At 67.9% G+C, this 19,448-nt stretch carries 6 protein-coding genes; 3 read left to right on the top strand and 3 right to left on the bottom strand.

What is annotated here, in order from left to right:
- Positions 1–10 precede the first annotated feature (10 nt).
- From ACPTTC_RS34555 to ACPTTC_RS34545, 3 genes are all read left to right on the top strand, one after another.
- Positions 11–3,019 (top strand): response regulator, encoded by a 3,009-nt coding sequence (locus ACPTTC_RS34555; RefSeq protein WP_423395851.1) that lies wholly within the window; start codon positions 11–13, stop codon positions 3,017–3,019.
- Positions 3,020–3,221: 202 nt separating this feature from the next.
- Positions 3,222–8,558 carry an ESPR-type extended signal peptide-containing protein gene (locus tag ACPTTC_RS34550; RefSeq protein WP_423395850.1) on the top strand — a complete coding sequence of 1,779 codons (5,337 nt, stop codon included), beginning with the start codon at positions 3,222–3,224 and terminating at the stop codon, positions 8,556–8,558.
- A 218-nt stretch (positions 8,559–8,776) separates the two neighbouring features.
- On the top strand, positions 8,777–9,472 hold the full coding sequence (locus ACPTTC_RS34545; protein ID WP_423395849.1) for a response regulator: 696 nt from the start codon (positions 8,777–8,779) through the stop codon (positions 9,470–9,472).
- A gap of 77 nt (positions 9,473–9,549) precedes the next feature.
- On the opposite strand, the gene ACPTTC_RS34540 is transcribed toward ACPTTC_RS34545, so the two are convergent.
- The 3 genes from ACPTTC_RS34540 to ACPTTC_RS34530 all read right to left on the bottom strand — a co-directional run bounded on the left by ACPTTC_RS34540 (position 9,550) and on the right by ACPTTC_RS34530 (position 19,419).
- A complete protein-coding gene (locus ACPTTC_RS34540; protein WP_423395848.1) occupies positions 9,550–10,275 on the bottom strand; it encodes a LuxR C-terminal-related transcriptional regulator in 726 nt (241 codons plus the stop codon).
- A gap of 326 nt (positions 10,276–10,601) precedes the next feature.
- Positions 10,602–11,306 (bottom strand): OmpA family protein, encoded by a 705-nt coding sequence (locus ACPTTC_RS34535; RefSeq protein WP_423395847.1) that lies wholly within the window; start codon positions 11,304–11,306, stop codon positions 10,602–10,604.
- A 103-nt stretch (positions 11,307–11,409) separates the two neighbouring features.
- Positions 11,410–19,419, bottom strand: coding sequence for a beta strand repeat-containing protein (locus tag ACPTTC_RS34530; protein ID WP_423396557.1), 8,010 nt, complete (start codon positions 19,417–19,419; stop codon positions 11,410–11,412).
- Positions 19,420–19,448: the final 29 nt, after the last annotated feature.

The raw sequence follows: 19,448 nt of genomic DNA, 5'->3' as shown, positions 1-19,448 counted from the left end.
CCCGCTCCCGATGGACCACCGCGCCGCACCCGATCGCCCGCGCCCGGCCGCCCGCGCCGCGGCCCCTTCCCGCCCGCCGGTCGGCCGCCGGCAGCGCGCGCTGCTCTACGGCGGCGGCATCGCCGTGACGATCGCGATCCTGCTCGCCAGCGGCCTGATGCTGTATGCGGTCGCGAAGGAAACCATCCACGAGCGCTACACGGCGTTCGCCGTGCGCCACTTCCTCGTCCAGTTCGAATTCAAGCTGCGCATGACCGGCATGGTTTCGCTCGTCACCCACGACGAGGCGTTCCACGCCACGCGCGCGACCGACCCCACGCTGGTCGCCGACCTCGACGCCGGGCACGGCCGGCTCGAACTGAAAGGCAGCGAGCGCATCCCGTCGATGCTGGTGCTCGCCGACCTGTCGCCGGCCACGCCGGCAGCGTCGTACGAACGCGATCTCGCGATGGCGAGCGACCTCACCTATCGCGTCGGCGCGTATCTCGCGAACCACGATACCGAGCGCGCCGTCGCGGGCTACGTGTACCGCCCCGATCGCCGCTTCGCGCTGGTGATCCCGGCCCCCGCCGCGGGTTCGGTGGGGGCGGGCGCGGCCGGCGCGTCGGCGTTGCTCGCGCAGGTCGCGGCCGGCCTCGAACCGCCCGCCGCCGGCCGGTTCATCTGGCACGCACCCGCTTACGATCCGGTGCAGCGGCGCGACGTGTTCCGGCTCGTCGGCGCCGCGTATGCCGGCGGCCGGCCGTTCGAGGTGCTCGTGTCGACGCTGCCCGTCGACGTGCTGCGCACGCGCCTGACCACGGAGTACGCGACCAACGGCGCGATCATCGCCGATGCGCAGGGCAACGCGCTGCTGCGCACCGGCGCGGCCGTGAGCGACGCGGCCACGCTCGCCACGCTGAAGCGCCTCGCCGCCCGCACCCGCGCGGCGACCGGCAGCGGCCCGCGCACCGCCTACGGCGGCGGCCTGTTCGCGCTGAGCCAGCCGATCCCCGATACCGACTGGACGGTCGTGCAGGCGTTCACGCTGCGCTCGCTCGCCGCCGCGATCGGCCTGCAGGCCGGCTGGTACGTCGCGGTGATGCTGGCCGCGCTCGCGCTCGTGTGGGGGCTGCTGGTGCTGTTCGACCGCCGCGTGCTGAAGCCCGACGATGCGCGCACGCGCCGCGTGGTCGAAAGCGAGAACCTGAACCGGACGATCGTCGAAGCCGCGCCGTCCGGCATCGCGCTGCTGTCGCTCGCCGACGGCACCGTGCTGCTGCAGAACGACACGATGCGCGCCTACGACGCGCGCATCGCCGCCGCGCCGTCTCTCGCGGCGCGGCTGCTGGCCCGCTTCGACGCGTCGCCCGGCGCGAGCGCGTGGCAATCCGACCTGCACGTCACGCTGCCGGCCGGCGGCGACGAAACCGTCGACCTGCTCGTCAATCTCGTGCGCACCCGCTACCGCGACGCGGACGTCGTGCTGTGCAACTTCTCCGACATCACGTCGCAGAAGAACATCGAGCGCAAGCTCGACGAGGCGCTGCGCGCGGCCGACGCCGCGAACGACGCGAAATCCGCGTTCCTCGCGACGATGAGCCATGAAATCCGTACGCCGCTCAACGCGATCCTCGGCAACCTCGAGCTGATCGGCCGCGAGCCGCTCGCCGACACGCAGCGCGAGCGGCTGCAGACGGTCGAGGGCGCGTCGTCGGTGCTGCTGAACCTGATCAGCGACATCCTCGACCTGTCGAAGATCGAGGCCGGCCAGATGACGATCGAGGCGATCCCGTTCGATCTTGCGGAGGCGATCGAGCAGACCGGCGCAATGTTCGAGCCGCTCGCGACGGCGAAGGGGCTGCAGTACGACGTCGTCGTCGACGATGCGCTCGCGTCGCGCTACGTCGGCGATCCGGTGCGGATCCGGCAGATCGCCGCGAACCTCGTCGGCAACGCGATCAAGTTCACCGACCGCGGCGACGTGACGCTCGAAGTCTATTTGCGCGACGATGCGGACCCGGCGTCGCCCGTCGTGATCGGCGTGAGCGACACGGGCATCGGCATGACCGACGCGCAGCGCGCGGCGCTGTTCCGGCCGTTTACGCAGGCCGATACGTCGATCACGCGCCGCTACGGCGGCACGGGGCTCGGGCTCGCGCTGACCCAGCACCTCACGCAGATGATGCACGGCGCGATCGACGTGAAGAGCGCGCCCGGCGAAGGCAGCACGTTCGTCGTCACGCTGCCGCTGCGCGCGGCGACCGATGCGGAGATCGCGCAGCACCGCGCCGAAACCGCCGACGCGGACGCCGACACCGTCTCAGCGCGGCCGGCGCTGGCCGCGCGCGTGCTCGTCGTCGACGATCATCCGGTGAACCGCACGCTGCAGCAGAGCCAGCTCGTCACGCTCGGCTACGCGGCCGATGCGGCCGACGACGGCGCGTCGGCGTTGCGCCGCTGCGCCGACACGCGCTACGACCTCGTGATGACCGACCTGAACATGCCCGGCATGGACGGCTACACGCTCGCGCGCGTGCTGCGCGCCCGCTACCCCGATTTGCCGGTGATCGCGATCACCGCGCATGCGAGCGCGGCCGAACATGCGCGATGCGCCGAAGCCGGCATCGTCGCGGTGCTCGTGAAGCCGGTGCTGCTCGACACGATCGACCGCACCGTGCGCCGCTTCGCGAAGGTGGCGGCGGCCAGCCAGCCCGCGCGAAACACGCTCGTCGATCTGGCGGAAGGCCCGTTGCCGCCGGACGTGCATCGGTTGTTCAGCGACACGCTCGACCGCTCGCTCGCGGCGATTCGCGATGCGCTCGCGCGTGGCGACGTGCCCGCGCTGCGGGCGGAACTGCATTCGCTGCGCGGCGCGTTCGCGACGATCCACGAGCACGCGGTGGCCGATGCGGTGCGCGACATGCAGGACCTCGTGCAGGCCGGCGATCCGGCCGCGCTCGGGCCGCTGGTCGACCGCACCGAGCGCCTCGCGCGCGACACACTCCGGCGCCGCGCGGCGCAGGCGCCGCAAGCCTGAGCGGCCGCCGGCCGGCGGCTGTTTTTCCTTTCCTCCCAGCCCTCTCCCGGGCCGCCCGTCGCGGCGGCCCGTTCGCGCGTTCGCGCGTGTAGGACCAGCCCTACAAACATCCCTTTCCGAATAGGTTTTGGACGACAGATTCGGACGAGACCGATCCCTACCATTGGCTCATCAACCTGACGAACTGAAAGGAGTAGGGTCAATGAACAAGACGTATCGCAACATCTGGAACACGGCGACAGGCACATGGACGGCCGTGGCCGAAACGGCGCGCTCGCGCTCGAAGGGGTCGGCACGCGCGGCGCGCCAGGCCGTGGCGGCGCTCGCGCTCGGCAGCGCGTCGATCGGCGGCGCGTTCGCGGCGGATGCGTGTACGACCGAGGATGGCATCGCGGGTTCGGTCGATGCGGCAGGTGTGTGCAAGGTCACGGCCCCGCGCACGATCGGCACGGATGCGATCGGTACGGATTCGATCGGCACGACGGCCGCGCTCACCGACGACTACTTCAAGGTCCAGACTGCGACAGGCGGGAGCGTCGGTGCCGTGGCCTCAGGCGCCAACGCCGTTGCGATCGGGCAATCCGTGACGTCTAGCGGTTCCAGTTCGGTTGCGATCGGCTCGGGCACCGCCGCATCCGGCCTTCATTCGATGGCACTCGGGGCGTCTTCGAGCGTCGTCGGAAACAGCAACCTGGCGGTGGGCGATGGTGCAACCGTCACATCGCTGACCACCGCGCCGACGAACGCCATTGCAATCGGCAAGGGCGCCAACGTATCCGACTCAGGGGTGGCCGGAGCCACCGGCTCGATCGCAATCGGCACGAACGCGGCGGCCGGCGGCACGGGCACGATCATGATCGGGACGAGTGCGCGCCATTCGGGCTCCGGCGCGACGGTCGTGGGTACCAATGCGAGCGCGATGGGCGGCGGCGCGGGTGTTGCGATGGGGGTCAACAGTGCGGCCGCTGGCAGTGCTTCGGTTGCGATGGGCCCGGACGCAACAGCCACCGGCACGGGCTCGATTGCAATCGGCAATCAGGCTGCAACCACGGCCGCCAACAGCGTGGCACTCGGCAATACCGCCACGGGCAGCGCCGTCAATACCACCGCGATCGGCAGCAATGCCAAGGCAACCGGTGCCAACGCGACCGCGTTCGGCCAGAGCGCGTCCGCCGGCGGCCAGTCGGCGATCGGCATCGGCTTCCGGGCCAATGCGCAAGGCACCAACGCGGTTACCCTCGGCGTGGATTCCGCGGCCACTTCAACGTCCACCGTGGCGATCGGTGATAGAGCATCGGCAAGTGGTACGTACGGGATTGCGCTTGGGGCCACCAGTGTTGCGAGCGGCAACAATAGCGCGGCAATCGGTAACGGTGCAAAGGCGGCCGGTAGCGGCGACATCGCATTCGGTTTCAATGCCGTGGCAGATCATGGCTCCCCCACCCTCGGCCAGTCCTCGATCGCAATTGGTTCGTATTCGAATGCGACGGGCGCAGGCTCGCTCGCGCTTGGCGGGGTGAATACGGCCAGCGGTTCGAACTCGGTGGCCTTGGGGATTTTCTCTTCGGCGGGCGGCACGAACAGCGTGGCGCTGGGCGCGAATAGCGTGACGGCAGCCGACAATACCGTTTCCGTCGGCTCGGCCACGCTGAAACGCAAGATCGTCAACGTTGCCGCCGGCACCGACGGCACGGACGCGGTCAACGTGGATCAGATGAACGCCGCGGTCGCGGCGGCGGACAATCCGTACATCCAGGTCCTGGGCGCCACCTCGGGTGCGACGGCCGCGGTTGCGACAGGATCGGCTGCAATGGCAATCGGGAATAGCGCATCGGCAACGGGCGCCAATACGCTGGCCCTGGGGTCCGGAGCCACTGCCAGCGCCATCTATGGCGCGGCAATCGGTACCGGCGCAACGGCGGCTGGTAGCGGTGACATTGCATTCGGTTTGAATGCAGTGGCAAATCATGGATCCCCCACCAGCGGCCAGGGCGCGGTCGCAATTGGTGCGTATTCAAATGCGACGGGCGCAGGTGCCGTCGCGCTCGGCGGGTCGAATACGGCCAGTGGTTCGAACTCGGTAGCCTTGGGGATTTTCACTTCGGCGAGCGGTACGAACAGCGTAGCGCTGGGCGCAAATAGCGTGGCGACGGCCGACAATACCGTTTCCGTCGGCTCGGCTTCGCTGAAACGCAAGATCGTCAACATGGCCGCCGGCACGCAAGCCTACGATGCGGTGAACGTCAGCCAGCTCGCGCCGGTCGTGACCGCACTCGGCGGTGGCGCAACCATCGATCCGACGACGGGCGCCGTGACCGACCCGACGTACACGCTCACCAACGGCGGCGCGCAAACGACGGTCGGGGGCGCACTCGGTGCACTCGACGGCGCGCTCACGACCGCCAACGGCAACATCGCACGCAACACGGGCGACATCACGACGATCAACACCAAGCTCGACGGCCTGTCGAACGGCACGGTCGGCCTCGTCCAGCAATCGGCTGCCGGTGCTGACCTGACGGTCGGCGCGAGCACCGACGGCGCAGCCGTCGACTTCACCGGCACGGCCGGCGCTCGCAAGCTGACTGGCGTCGACGCAGGCACGGTCTCGGCGTCGAGCAAGGATGCGGTGAACGGCTCGCAACTGCACGGCGTGGCGGGCAGCGTTGCATCGGCCATCGGCGGCGGTTCCGTCGTGAACGCCGACGGTTCGATCTCGGCGCCGAGCTTCACGGTAGGCGATGGCAGCGGTGGCACGACCACGGTCCGCTCCGTCGGCGGTGCGGTAGCCAACCTCGACGGTCGTGTGACGACGAACGAAGGCGACATCGCATCGCTGGCCGACCAGATCGGCAACGGCACGGTCGGCCTCGTCCAGCAATCGGCTGCTGGCGCGGACATCACGGTCGGCGCAAGCACCGACGGCACAACCGTCGACTTCACCGGCACGGCCGGCGCACGCAAGCTGACCGGCGTCGATGCAGGCACGGTTTCGGCATCGAGCACGGATGCGGTGAACGGCTCGCAACTGCACGGCGTGTCGAGCAGCGTCGCATCGGCCATCGGCGGCGGTTCCGTCGTCAATGCCGACGGTTCGATCTCCGCACCGAGCTTCACGGTCGGCGACGGCAGCGGAGGCACCACCGCGGTTCGCTCGGTCGGCGCCGCGGTCACCAACCTCGACGGTCGTGTGACGACGAACGAAGGCGACATCGCATCGCTGGCCGACCAGATCGGCAGCGGCACGCTCGGCCTCGTCCAGCAATCGGCTGCTGGCGCGGACATCACGGTCGGCGCAAGCACCGACGGCACAACCGTCGACTTCACCGGCACGGCCGGCGCACGCAAGCTGACCGGCGTCGATGCAGGCACGGTTTCGGCATCGAGCACGGATGCGGTGAACGGCTCGCAACTGCACGGCGTGTCGAGCAGCGTCGCATCGGCCATCGGCGGCGGTTCCGTCGTCAATGCCGACGGTTCGATCTCCGCACCGAGCTTCACGGTCGGTGACGGCAGCGGCGGCACCACTACGGTTCGCTCGGTCGGCGCCGCGGTCGCCAACCTCGACGGTCGCGTGACGACGAACGAAGGCGACATCGCGTCGCTGGCCGATCAAATCGGCAGCGGCACGCTCGGCCTCGTCCAGCAATCGGCTGCCGGCGCTGACATCACCGTCGGCGCGAATACCGACGGCGCAGCCGTCGACTTCACCGGCACGGCCGGCGCACGCAAGCTGACCGGCGTCGATGCAGGCGCGGTCTCGGCGACGAGCACCGACGCGGTGAACGGCTCGCAACTGCACGGCGTGTCGAGCAGCGTCGCATCGGCCATCGGCGGTGGCTCGATCGTCAACGCCGACGGCTCGATCTCCGCACCTAGCTTCACGGTCGGTAACGGCAGCGGCGGCACCACCACGGTTCGCTCGGTCGGCGGCGCAGTCGCCAACCTCGACGGTCGTGTGACGACGAACGAAGGCGACATCGCATCGCTGGCCGACCAGATCGGCAGCGGCACGGTCGGCCTGGTTCAGCAATCGGCTGCTGGTGCTGACATCACCGTCGGCGCGAACACCGACGGCGCAGCGGTGAACTTCACCGGCACGACCGGCGCTCGCAAGCTGACCGGCGTCGACGCAGGCGCGGTTTCCGCATCGAGCACCGACGCGGTGAACGGTTCGCAACTGCACGGCGTGGCCGACAGCGTCGCATCGGCGATCGGCGGCGGCTCCGTCGTGAACGCCGACGGTTCGATCTCGGCGCCGAGCTTCACGGTCGGCGACGGCAGCGGCGGTTCGACCACGGTCCATTCGATCGGCGACGTCGTGACCAACATCGACGGTCGCGTGACGACGAACGAAGGCGCGGTGGCGTCGCTGGCCGACCAGATCGGCAGCGGCACGCTCGGCCTGGTTCAGCAAGCTGCCCCGGGCGCCAACCTGACGGTCGGCGCGAACACCGACGGCGCTGCGGTGAGCTTCGTCGGCACGGCTGGCGCACGCAAGCTGTCGGGCGTCGCGAACGGCGTGAACGACGACGATGCGGTGACGATCGCCCAGTTGAAGGCGACGGGCCTCATCGACTACACGGGCAAGGAAATCGCGGCCGTGACGTATGACGACATCTCGCTTGCCAGCGTGACCTTCGGCGGTTCGGATGGCACCAAGCTGCTCAACGTCGGGCCGGGCCTGATCGCGGCGGGCAGCATGGAAGCCGTGAATGGTGGTCAGTTGCACGACCTCCAGGATCAGTTCGCGCGGAAATACGCCGAACTCGACGGCCGGGTCGGCGAACTCGAAACCGGTGGCGGTTCGGGTGGCGGCGGTGGTGGTGACGGTGGCGGCAGCGTTGGCCCCGGCACCGGCGGCGATGGCTCGCTCGTCGTCGGCGACGGCTCCGCAGCCTCGGGCGAGAACAGCTCGGCGATCGGCCAGGGTTCGGCCGCATCGGGTGACGGCAGCACGGCGGTCGGCCAGGGTTCGAACGCATCGGGCGGCAACAGCTCGGCGATCGGCCAGGGTTCGAACGCATCGGGCAGCAACAGCTCGGCGATCGGCCAGGGCGCGGTGGCTTCGGGCGAAAGCAGCACCGCCATCGGCCAAGGTTCGAGCGCGACCGGCAGCGGTTCGGTGGCGATCGGCGCGGGCTCCGTGGCGACCGAAGCGAACACCGTGTCGTTCGGTGACGGCACCGCCGCAGGCAACCGCCGGCTCGTGAACGTCGCGGACGGCGTCAACGCCAGCGACGCGGCGACGAAGGGTCAGCTCGATCGTGCAATCAACGGCATGCAAGGCCAGATCAACGACGTCGCGAAGAACGCGTACGCCGGGGTCGCGGCAGCGATGGCGATGCCGAACCTGACGCCGTCGCAGCCGGGCAAGACCGTCGGCGCGGCCGGCGCCGCGAACTACAAGAGCGGCTCGGCGATCGCGGCCGGTGCGACCTACCGGACGCGCGACGGCAAGTGGCTGATGAACGGCGCCGTGTCCGTCACGTCGACGGGCGATGCAGGCGTGCGTGCCCAGGTCGGCTACGAGTTCTGACCGGACGGCTTCGCCTCGCGCGGAGCATCGACCCGAAGCGGGGGAGCGATCCCCCGCTGGTTCGGCCGACGGCCAGTGACGGTTCCGAACGAGCCGCCACCGGCCGTCGGCGCGACGACATCGCGTCCGGCCTGCTTGCACGCCGGACGCTCATGCATTCGTGCCGACCTCCGCCGCACGGCACCCGTCGCGCGGCGCAACATGCAGGTACAACCGACATGCCAGGAAACTTCCCCATCCGCATCGTGATCGCCGACGACCATCCGGCGGTGGTCATCGGCGCGCGCTACGAACTGTCCGCGACGAATACGCTCTCGGTGGTCGCAAGCGCCAACAACTCGACCGAACTGATGGAAACCCTCGCGAGCCATCCGTGCGACGTGCTCGTGTCCGACTACGCGATGCCGGGCACCGAATACGGCGACGGCCTCGCGATGTTCTCCGCGATCCTGAAGCGTTACCCGAATCTGCGCATCGTCGTGATGACGATGATGGAGAACGCGGTGGCGCTGCGCGCGCTGCTCGACCTCGGCATCGCATGCGTGGTCAGCAAGTCCGACATGACGAGCCACCTGACGATGGCGATTCACGCGGCCTATACGAACGGCCGCTACCTGTCGCCATCGATGGACCGCATCCTGCGGGCCGCCGGCAACACGGGCGGCAAGGCGCCGGCGCTGTCCGCGCGCGAGCTGGAAGTGATCCGCCTGTTCGCGTCGGGCCTGTCGGTCAACGACATCGCCGAGCAATTGAGCCGCAGCAAGAAGACGATCAGCACGCAGAAGAGTTCGGCGATGCAGAAACTGGGCATCGAGCGCGACGTCGATCTCGTCCGCTACGCGATCGCGTGCGGGCTGGTGTCCGACTACGGTTATGCGACGCCGCTGCCGGCCATCGACGAAACCCCGCGCTGACGCCACGACGACGACGCCGGCCCACGGCCGGCCGCCCGGACGAACGATCCGGCACCCGATCCTGACCGGCCCGCCGGTCAGGCCGGATCGGTGTGCCCGTCCCCTTCCCCTGCCTGCTCCGCCGGCTTGCCCTCACCGCCGGACGCCGCGACGATCCCGTGCTCCATCGCGTAGCGCAGCAGGTCGATATCCTTTTCCACACCGAGCTTCTGCATCGCGCGCGCCTTCTGCGTGCTGATCGTCTTCTTGCTGCGGCTCAGTTGCTCGGCGATCTCGTTGACGGTCATCCCCTGCGCATACAGCCGCACGACCTCGATCTCGCGGCTGCTCAGGCTCGGCGCCTGGTCGACGATCCGCGCGCTCGAATGCGCGGACAGCGTGCGCACGACCTTCTCCACCGACGGCGAATAGTAGGTGCCGCCCGTCGCGGCCGCATGCACGGCCGGAATCAGGTGGTCGATCGCATCCGACTTGCTGACGATGCACGCGATACCGAGCCGCACCAGCGCGCCGACCACCGCCGCGTTGTCGAGCATGGTCAGCACGACCAGCTTCACGGCCGGGTAATTGCGTTGCAGGTAGGAAAACAGCGCGATGCCGTCGCCGTGCGCGTTGCCGGGCATCGCGTAGTCGGACACCAGGACGTCGCACGCACCTGCATCGAGCAGCGCGATCAGCTCGGTCGAATTGCCGGCCGTGCCGGCGAGCCGGATCGTCGGCACCGACGACAGCCCATGCTGGACGCCGACGAGCGTTGCCGGATGGTCGTCGGCCAGTACCACACGTATCTGATAGCTTCCCATAGTCGTCCGAGTATTCACCGCTGTCGCGGGGGGCCGAACGGCCGCCCGATTGCCGGCGACGGCGCATGCGCGCCGTTCTTTCTGGATCGTAATTGGGCGCTAGTTTCGCATGAAACCGGGGCGATCAGACAAGGATCGGACGGGAGCGGCCGCCACAACGCGCGCCGCAAAAGGAAAAAGCCGCCGGCTCGATCGGAGCGGGCGGCTTGGCATGCCTGCCGGGACAACGGGGTGCGGCGGTCGATTGCGCCCCGTTCCTCCATCGGCTCGTGACCGACGAAGGCCCTGGCGGCGCCGGCGAACCGGCGCCGCGATACGTCAACGCGTCATTTCACGTCCAGGCGGATCTCGACGCGGCGGTTCTGCGCGCGGCCGTCGGCCGTCGCATTGGATGCCACGGGGTCGGCCGCGCCGAGGCCCTCGGCGGAGAACGAGCGGGCCTGCAGACCGTTCGAGCGCAGGTAGTTCACCACGGTGCGCGCCCGCGCTTCCGACAGCGTGCGGTTATGCGCGGCGCTGCCCGTCGAATCGGTGAAGCCGGTGATCGCGACGCGCGCGAATTCCACGCCGCGGTTGGCCGCGATGAAGCGATCGAGGTCGTTGCGGGCCTGCGACGTGAGCGCCGCGCTGTCGGTCGCGAAATTCGCGTCGCCCTGCAGCAGCACCTGGCGTTGCGGAACCGGTTGCGGCGCAGGCTGCGGGGCCGGTGCCGGTGCAGGCTGCACGACCGGCTGCGGCTTGCCGCACATGAACGTGATTTCGCGCGGGTCCTTCATCGGCGCACGGCTGTACACGCGGTCGATCATCTCGAGCGGCGTGAAGCCCTTGCCCTGGCAGAACTCTTCCGCCGCGCGCGCACACGCATTGGCGCTGCCGAGCAGCCCGTCGCAGCTCACGCGGAACACGTTGTCCGGCTTGCCCGGAATCGATACCGCGCGAATGTCGTAAGTGAGCCCCGATTGCGTCGTACACGCACCGAGCACCATCGCGAACGCGCCGATCGACGCGACGCGCAAAAGCTTTGAAGTCATGGTCTTGAATGGGCGTCCGCCCGCAGGCGGACGCGCTTGTATGAGAGGGTTGAAAGATCGGAACGGCGTTGCACGGGCGGGGCGCATGGCCCCGCCCCGCGCATTACCACTGGTACGACGCACCCACGCCAACCGTGTTGCCGCCGCTCGACAGACCCACGCCGGCCTTCATCTTCAGGTTCTGCGTGATGCGGGCTTCGCCGCCGAACGCCACTGCCTGATAGCCCTTGTAGGTCGCGCCGCCGACACCGAACGACAGCGTCTTGCCCGGATCCACGCCCGGAATCATCGTCAGCGCAGTGGCTGCCGCAATACCCGAGTACGCGTTCTTCGACACGTCGTTGATCTGGCTCCCCAGACCGCCGACCGCGCGATCGAGCTGACCCTTCGTCGCGGCGTCGTTCGCGCCCACGCCGTCGGCGATGTTCACGATGCGGCGGTTGCCGGTGTCGGTGCCGTTGCCGAACGAGACGGTGTTCGCTTCGTTCGCCACGGAGCCCGAGCCGATCGCCACCGAACCGCTGCCGGTTGCGTTCGAGCCCTGGCCGATCGCCGTCGCGTTCTCGCCGTTCGCAGCCGAACCCGAGCCGATCGCCGTGCCGCCGGCTGCACCCACCGTCGAACCGGAGCCGATCGCCGTGCCGTTGTTCACGCCGGTGCCGATGGTCGACGCGCCGGAGCCCGCTGCCACGTTGCCGGTGCCGGTGCCGGCGTTCGCCGCCAACGAGCCGCCCGCGGTCTGGTCGGTCGCGCCGAAGTACGGGCTATCGCCCGAACCGCCGCCGTTGCCACCGCCGCTGCCGGGGTTCTGCTCGAGTGCGCCGACACGGTCGTCGAGGCCGCTGAACCGGTCGCTCAGCTCGGTCAACTGCCCGTAGTTCACGGCGTCGTACCGGCTTGCGCCGTCCGCGACGTTCGTCAGCCGCACCGGTGCCGCGCCCGACCCACCGAGGGTCACCGAACCGTAGTTCGGCGTGCCGTCGCGGTTCAGGTCGTAACGCACCGCGAGCGAATCGGTCGCGCCATAGGCCGCCGCCGCTTGCACGGCTTCCGCCACGGTCGAGTACTTCTGGCCGTTCACTTCGATCGCCGTGTTCGCGAGCGCGCCGTTCGCGTCGACCGTCGTGCCGCCACCGATCGTTTCCGCCACGCTCTGCGCGGTGCCATGCAGTTGCGAGCCGTTGATCGCGTCCGTGCTGGTCGCGCTCACCGCACCCGCCGCCACGTTCGTGATCGTCGTGCCGTTCGTGCCCTTCAACTTGACTTCGTTGAAGTTCGCCGATTCGTCATCGTTCGTGCTGTACGTCACTGCCAGCGACGTCAGGCCCGAACCCGGGTTCGTCGGATCGACCGGCGCGACGAGGCCCGCGCCCTTCAGCTGGGCCACGTTCACCGCATCGGTGTCGTCCGTACCGGCCGCGACGTTCTTCACCTGCACCGGGCCGGCCGACTTGCCGCCGCCCAGCGTCACCGCGTTGTAGTTCGGCGTGCCGTCCGCGTTGCGGTCGTAAGTCACCGCGGCGATCGATTGACCGGTCACCGGATCCACCAGCCCCGAATCGGCAAGCTGGTTGTTGATCAACGTGATGTTCTTCGTGTTGGTCACGACACGACCATCCAGGTTGTCCAGTGCGTCGCCGACGTTGCGGTAGTCGGCCTTCGCCGTGACATCCGCCGGATCGGTCAGCGAGTAGGTCGGCGCCGTCACGTTGCCACTGGCGTCGACGGTCGAGCCGCCACCCAGCGAATCCGCGACGCTCTTCGACACGCCATACAGCTGCGAGCCGTTCACCGCGTCCGTGCTGGCCGTGTTCACCGCACCCGCCTTCACGTTCGTCAGCGTCGTGCCGTCCGTGCCCCTCAGCTTCACTTCGTCGAAGTTCGCCGAACCATCGTCGTTCGTGCCGTACGTCACCGCCAGCGACATCAGGCCTGCACCCGGATTGGTCGGATCGACCGGCGCAACCAGGCCCGAATCCTTCAGCTGACCGACGTTCACCGCGTCATGACGATCCACGCCATCCGCCACGTTCGACAGCGTCACCGGGCCGGCCGACTTGCCACCGCCCAGCGTCACCGTGTTGTAGTTCGGCGTGCCGTCCGTATTACGGTCGTACGTCACTGCGGCGATCGACTTGCCGTCGTCGCCGATCAGGCCCGAGCCCTTCAGCTGGCTCACGTTCACTGCATCCGTGTCGGCAACACCCGCCTTCACGTTTGCGAGCGTCGTGCCGTTCGTACCCTTCAGCTTGACCTCATCGAAGTTCGCCGAGCCGTCGGCGTTCTTGCCGTACGTCACCGCCAGCGACGTCAGGCCTGCGCCCGGATTGGTCGGATCGACCGGCGCAACGAGGCCCGAGTCCTGCAACTGACCCAGGTTCACCGCGTCATGACGATCCACGCCATCCGCCACGTTCGACAGCGTCACCGGGCCGGTCGACTTGCCACCGCCCAGCGTCACCGCGTTGTAGTTCGGCGTGCCGTCCGCGTTGCGGTTGTATGTGACCGCAGCGATCGCCTGGCCATCGTCGCCGATCAGGCCCGAGCCCTTCAACTGGCTCACGTTCACTGCATCCGTGTCGGCAACACCCGCCTTCACGTTTGCGAGCGTCGTGCCGTTCGTGCCGCCACCCAGCGTGACCTTGTCCTTCGTCGCGCTGTCGTACGTCACTGCCAACGACGTCAGGTTGCCGTTGCCGTCGTCGCCCACCAGGCCCGAACTCTTCAGTTGGCCGAGGTTCAGTGCGTCGCCGTCGTCGGTTGCATCCGCCACGTGCTTCAGTTGCGTCGGGTTCGTGCCGTTACCCAGCGTCACCGAACCGTAGTTCGGCGTGCCGTCCGTATTACGGTCGTACGTCACCGCGGCGATCGCCTTCCCGTCGTCGCCGATCAGGCCCGAGCCCTTCAGCTGGCTCACGTTCACCGCGTCCTTGTCCGCAACGCCGGCCTTCACGTTCGCAAGCGTCGTGCCGTCCGTGCCCTTCAGCTTCACTTCGTCGAAGTTCGCCGAATCGTCCGCGTTCTTGCTGTACGTCACCGCGAGCGATGCCAGGCCTGCACCCGGGTTCGTCGGATCGACCGGCGCAACGAGGCCCGAATCCTGCAACTGACCCAGGTTCACCGCGTCTTGACGATCCGTACCGTTCGCCACGTGCTTCAGCTGCGTCGGGTTCGTACCGTCGCCCAGCGTCACCGAACCGAGGTTCGGCGTGCCATCCGCGTTACGGTCGTACGTCACCGCGGCAATCGACTTGCCGTCGTCGCCGATCAGGCCCGAGCCCTTCAGTTGGCTCACGTTCACCGCGTCCTTGTCCGCAACGCCTGCCTTCACATTCGACAGCGTCGTGCCGTCCGTGCCGCCGCCCAGCGTGACCGTGTCCTTCGTCGCGCTGTCGTACGTCACCGCCAACGACGTCAGATTGCCGTTGCCGTCGTCACCCACCAGACCCGAGCTCTTCAGCTGGCCGAGGTTCAGTGCGTCGCCGTCGTCGGTTGCGTCCGCCACGTGCTTCAGTTGCGTCGGATTCGTACCGTTACCCAGCGTCACCGAACCATAGTTCGGCGTGCCGTCCGTGTTACGGTCGTACGTCACTGCGGCGATCGACTTGCCGTCGTCACCGATCAGGCCCGAGCCCTTCAGCTGGCTCACGTTCACTGCGTCCGTATCGGCAATACCGGCCTTCACGTTGGCGAGCGTCGTGCCGTTCGTACCCTTCAGCTTCACTTCGTCGAAGTTCGCCGAACCGTCGGTGTTCGTGCCGTACGTCACCGCCAGCGACGTCAGACCCGCACCCGGATTCGTCGGATCGACCGGCGCAACGAGGCCCGAATCCTGCAGCTGACCCAGGTTCACCGCGTCTTGACGATCCGTACCGTTCGCTACGTGCTTCAGCTGCGTCGGGTTCGTACCGTCGCCCAGCGTCACCGAACCGTAGTTCGGCGTGCCGTCTGCGTTACGGTCGTACGTCACCGCAGCAATCGCCTTGCCGTCGTCGCCGATCAGGCCCGAGCCCTTCAGCTGGCTCACGTTCACCGCGTCCTTGTCGGCAACACCCGCCTTCACGTTCGACAGCGTCGTGCCGTCCGTGCCGCCGCCCAGCGTGACCTTGTCCTTCGTCGCGCTGTCGTACGTCACCGCCAGCGACGTCAGGTTGCCGTTGCCGTCGTCGCCCACCAGGCCCGAGCTCTTCAGCTGGCCGAGGTTCAGCGCGTCGCCGTCGTCGGTTGCGTCCGCCACGTGCTTCAGTTGCGTAGGGTTCGTGCCGTTACCCAGCGTCACCGAACCATAGTTCGGCGTGCCGTCCGAGTTACGGTCGTACGTCACCGCGGCGATCGCCTTGCCGTCGTCGCCGATCAGGCCCGAGCCCTTCAGCTGGCTCACGTTCACTGCGTCCTTGTCGGCAACACCGGCCTTCACGTTTGCCAGCGTCGTGCCGTCCGTGCCGCCGCCCAGCGTGACCGAACCAAGGTTCGGCGTGCCGTCCGCGTTACGGTCGTACGTCACTGCAGCAATCGCCTTGCCGTCGTCACCGATCAGGCCCGAGCCCTTCAGCTGGCTCACGTTCACCGCGTCCTTGTCGGCAACACCCGCCTTCACGTTCGACAGCGTCGTGCCGTCCGTGCCGCCACCCAGCGTGACCGAACCGAGGTTCGGCGTGCCGTCCGTATTACGGTCGTAAGTCACCGCGGCAATCGCCTTGCCGTCATCACCGATCAGGCCCGAGTCCTTCAGCTGGCTCACGTTCACCGCGTCCTTGTCAGCAACACCCGCCTTTACGTTCGACAGGGTTGTGCCGTCAGTGCCGCCACCCAGCGTGACCGTATCCTTTGTCGCGCTGTCGTACGTCACCGCCAACGACGTCAGGTTGCCCTTGCCGTCGTCGCCCACCAGGCCCGAGTTTTTCAGCTGGCCGAGGTTCAGCGCGTCGCCGTCGTCCGTCGCATCCGCGACATGCTTCAGTTGCGTCGGGTTCGTACCGTCGCCCAGCGTGACCGAACCGTAGTTCGGCGTACCGTCCGTATTACGGTCGTACGTCACCGCAGCGATCGCCTTGCCGTCGTCGCCAATCAAACCCGAGCCCTTCAGCTGGCTCACGTTCACCGCATCCTTGTCCGCAACGCCGGCCTTCACGTTCGACAGGATCGTGCCGTCCGTGCCGCCGGCCAGCGTGACCGAACCGAGGTTCGGCGTGCCGTCTGCGTTGCGGTCGTACGTCACTGCAGCAATCGCCTTGCCGTCATCGCCGATCAGGCCCGAGCCCTTCAGCTGGCTCACGTTCACCGCATCCTTGTCCGCAACGCCTGCCTTTACGTTCGACAACGTCGTGCCGTCCGTGCCGCCACCCAGCGTGACCGAACCGAGGTTCGGCGTGCCGTCCGCGTTACGATCGTAAGTCACCGCAGCAATCGCCTTGCCGTCATCGCCGATCAGCCCCGAGTCCTTCAGCTGGCTCACGTTCACCGCGTCCGTGTCGGCAACACCCGCCTTCACGTTCGACAGCGTCGTGCCATCCGTGCCCTTCAGCGTGACCACTTCGAAGTTCGGCGTACCGTCGCCATTCACGCCGTAGGTCACCGCCAGCGGATTCGTGCCACCGCCCAGGTTGGACAGCGCATTCAGCGCATCGCCCACATTGCGATAGGTGGTGCCGCCGATGGTGTACGTCGGATTCGTGATGGAACCGTCCGCGCCGACCGCTGCATTGCCGCCGAAGGCTGCCACGGCGTCCTTCAACTGGCTCACGTTCACCGCATCCGTATTTTCCGTACCGCGCGCGACATAAATGATCTGACGCTGCTGCCCCGTCGAGCCCACCGAGATCGAGTTCAGTCGATCCGCCACCGAGTTGGAGCCCAGCGCGACCGAGTTCAACGCCGTGCTTGTGACGTTGGCCTGACGGCCGATGGCGATCGAGTTCGTGGCGAGCGGGTCAACCTGCGCGGTCGTGCCGAATGCCAGGGAATCGGACGCATTGGCCCGCGCCGTATTACCGAGTGCAATGGCGTTGACGCCCGCGGCTCGTGCGTTGAAGCCCGCGGCGATAGCGTTGTTGCCCGTAGCGCCCGTGCCGTTGCCCAACGCGAGTGCGTTCGTACCGGACGCCGAGCCGTGTCCCAATGCGACCGCGCCCGTAGCCGCTGCCGATGCACCCGCGCCGAGCGCGACCGCACCGGAACCCGTCGCGATCGACTGTGCGCCGATTGCGATCGACGTATCGCCGGTCGCGCTGGCTTCCGCGCCAATCGCCACGCCGAACGTGCCCGGACGAACAAATGCGTTGTCGCTGCCGTCGCCAAGGCCGTCGACCTGAACATACGGATCCGTGCCCGCGAGCGTGCCGATCGCGTCCAGTCGGCTGTTCACGTCCTGGATCGCTTGCTTGGTCGTCGTGTTGACGTTGTCGATGGCCGCCTGCGTGTTCGTCGACGAGACACCCAGCAAGTCGTTGACCTGGCCGAGGGTCGCCGCATCGCTGTCGGCTTCGCCGTTCTGCACGTTCGTGATTCGACGTTGCAGGCCCGTTGCGCTATTACCGACGGAAACGGTGCGGATCTCGTCCGCGACCGAGCCGAGGCCCAGTGCGATGGCGTTGAGGCCCGTCGCCTGCGCGGCGACACCCGTGCCGCGCCCGCCGATATACGGGTTACCGTTCGCCACGCTCTGCTGCAACTGCTGCACGTTGACCGCATCGGTCGCCGCGACACCCGCGGCAACGTTCGATACCTTCACCGGGCCGGTCGAATTGCCGCCGCCCAGCGTCACTGCGTTGTAGTTCGCCGTGCCGTCCGTGTTACGGTCGTACGTGACCGCGGCAATCGCCTTGCCGTCGTCGCCGATCAGGCCCGAACCCTTCAGCTGGTTCACGTTCACCGCGTCCTTGTCGTCGACGCCGGCCTTCACGTTCGACAGCGTTGTGCCGTCAGCCCCCTTCAGCTTCACTTCGTCGAAGTTCGCCGAACCGTCCGCGTTCGTGCCGTACGTCACCGCGAGCGACGTCACGCCCGCACCCGGGTTCTTCGGATCGACCGGTGCGACCAGGCCCGAATCCTGCAACTGACCCAGGTTCACCGCGTCTTGACGATCCACGCCATCCGCCACGTGCTTCAGTTGCGTCGGGTTCGTGCCGTCGCCCAGCGTCACCGAACCATAGTTCGTCGTGCCGTCCGTATTACGGTCGTACGTCACCGCCGCAATCGCCTTGCCATCGTCGCCGATCAGGCCCGAGCCCTTCAGCTGGCTCACGTTCACTGCGTCCTTGTCGGCAACGCCGGCCTTCACGTTCGCAAGCGTCGTGCCGTCCGTGCCGCCGCCCAGCGTCACCTTGTCCTTCGCCGTAGTGTCGTACACCACCGCCAACGATTCGCCCGTATCTGGGTCGATCACACCGCCACCCTTCAGTGAATCCTCCAGCGAACCGACGCGCGTGTTCGTCGCGAACAGTTGCGAACCGTTCACGGTGTCCGTGCTCGTGCCCGACAGCGTACCGTCCGCGACGTTGGTGATCTTGCGTTCGTTGCCGACGCTGCCAACCGATACGGTGTTGGACGCAGCGATCGATCCGTTACCCAACGCGACCGAATTGCCGCCGGCCGCAGTTGCATTAACGCCCAACGCAACTGCGTCCGCAACGGCATGCGCGTTAGTGCCGAGCGATGTGCCGTTCAGGCCAGCCGCCGATTTCGTACCGATAGCCGTTGCGTTCGCATTTTGCGCACGTGCACCCTGGCCGATTGCCACGCCATCCTGCGCAGCAATCACGTCATTGCCGATTGCAATGCTGTTGGCCATGCCTGCCGTAGCGCTACTGCCGATCGCGACGCCGCCGGCCACGAACGTTTTCGCGTTCGAGCCGATGGCAACCGAACCGGCGCCCGTGGCACTTGCAGCATCGCTGCCGTCGCCTGCGCCGTTCGCCTTGAAGTACGGGCTGTTGCCGTCGACAGTCGCGATGGCCGCGTTCAGTTGGGCGACGTTCACCGCGTCGTAGTCTTGCGTACCGGCCGCGACGTTCGCGATCTTGCGCTTCAGCGAGTCCGAGCCGACGGAAACCGTATTGTCGGCCGTTGCCACGCTACTCGCGCCCAGCGCTACGCTGTTCGCGCCGGTCGCCAAGCTGTAAACCCCCAAGGCCGCCGAGTTCG

Origin of the sequence: Burkholderia mycopellens (assembly GCF_964265025.1) — a bacterium.
GTDB lineage: Bacteria > Pseudomonadota > Gammaproteobacteria > Burkholderiales > Burkholderiaceae > Burkholderia.
The sequence above is the reverse complement of the archived record's forward strand: the minus strand, read 5'-3'. Positions and strand labels throughout refer to the sequence as shown.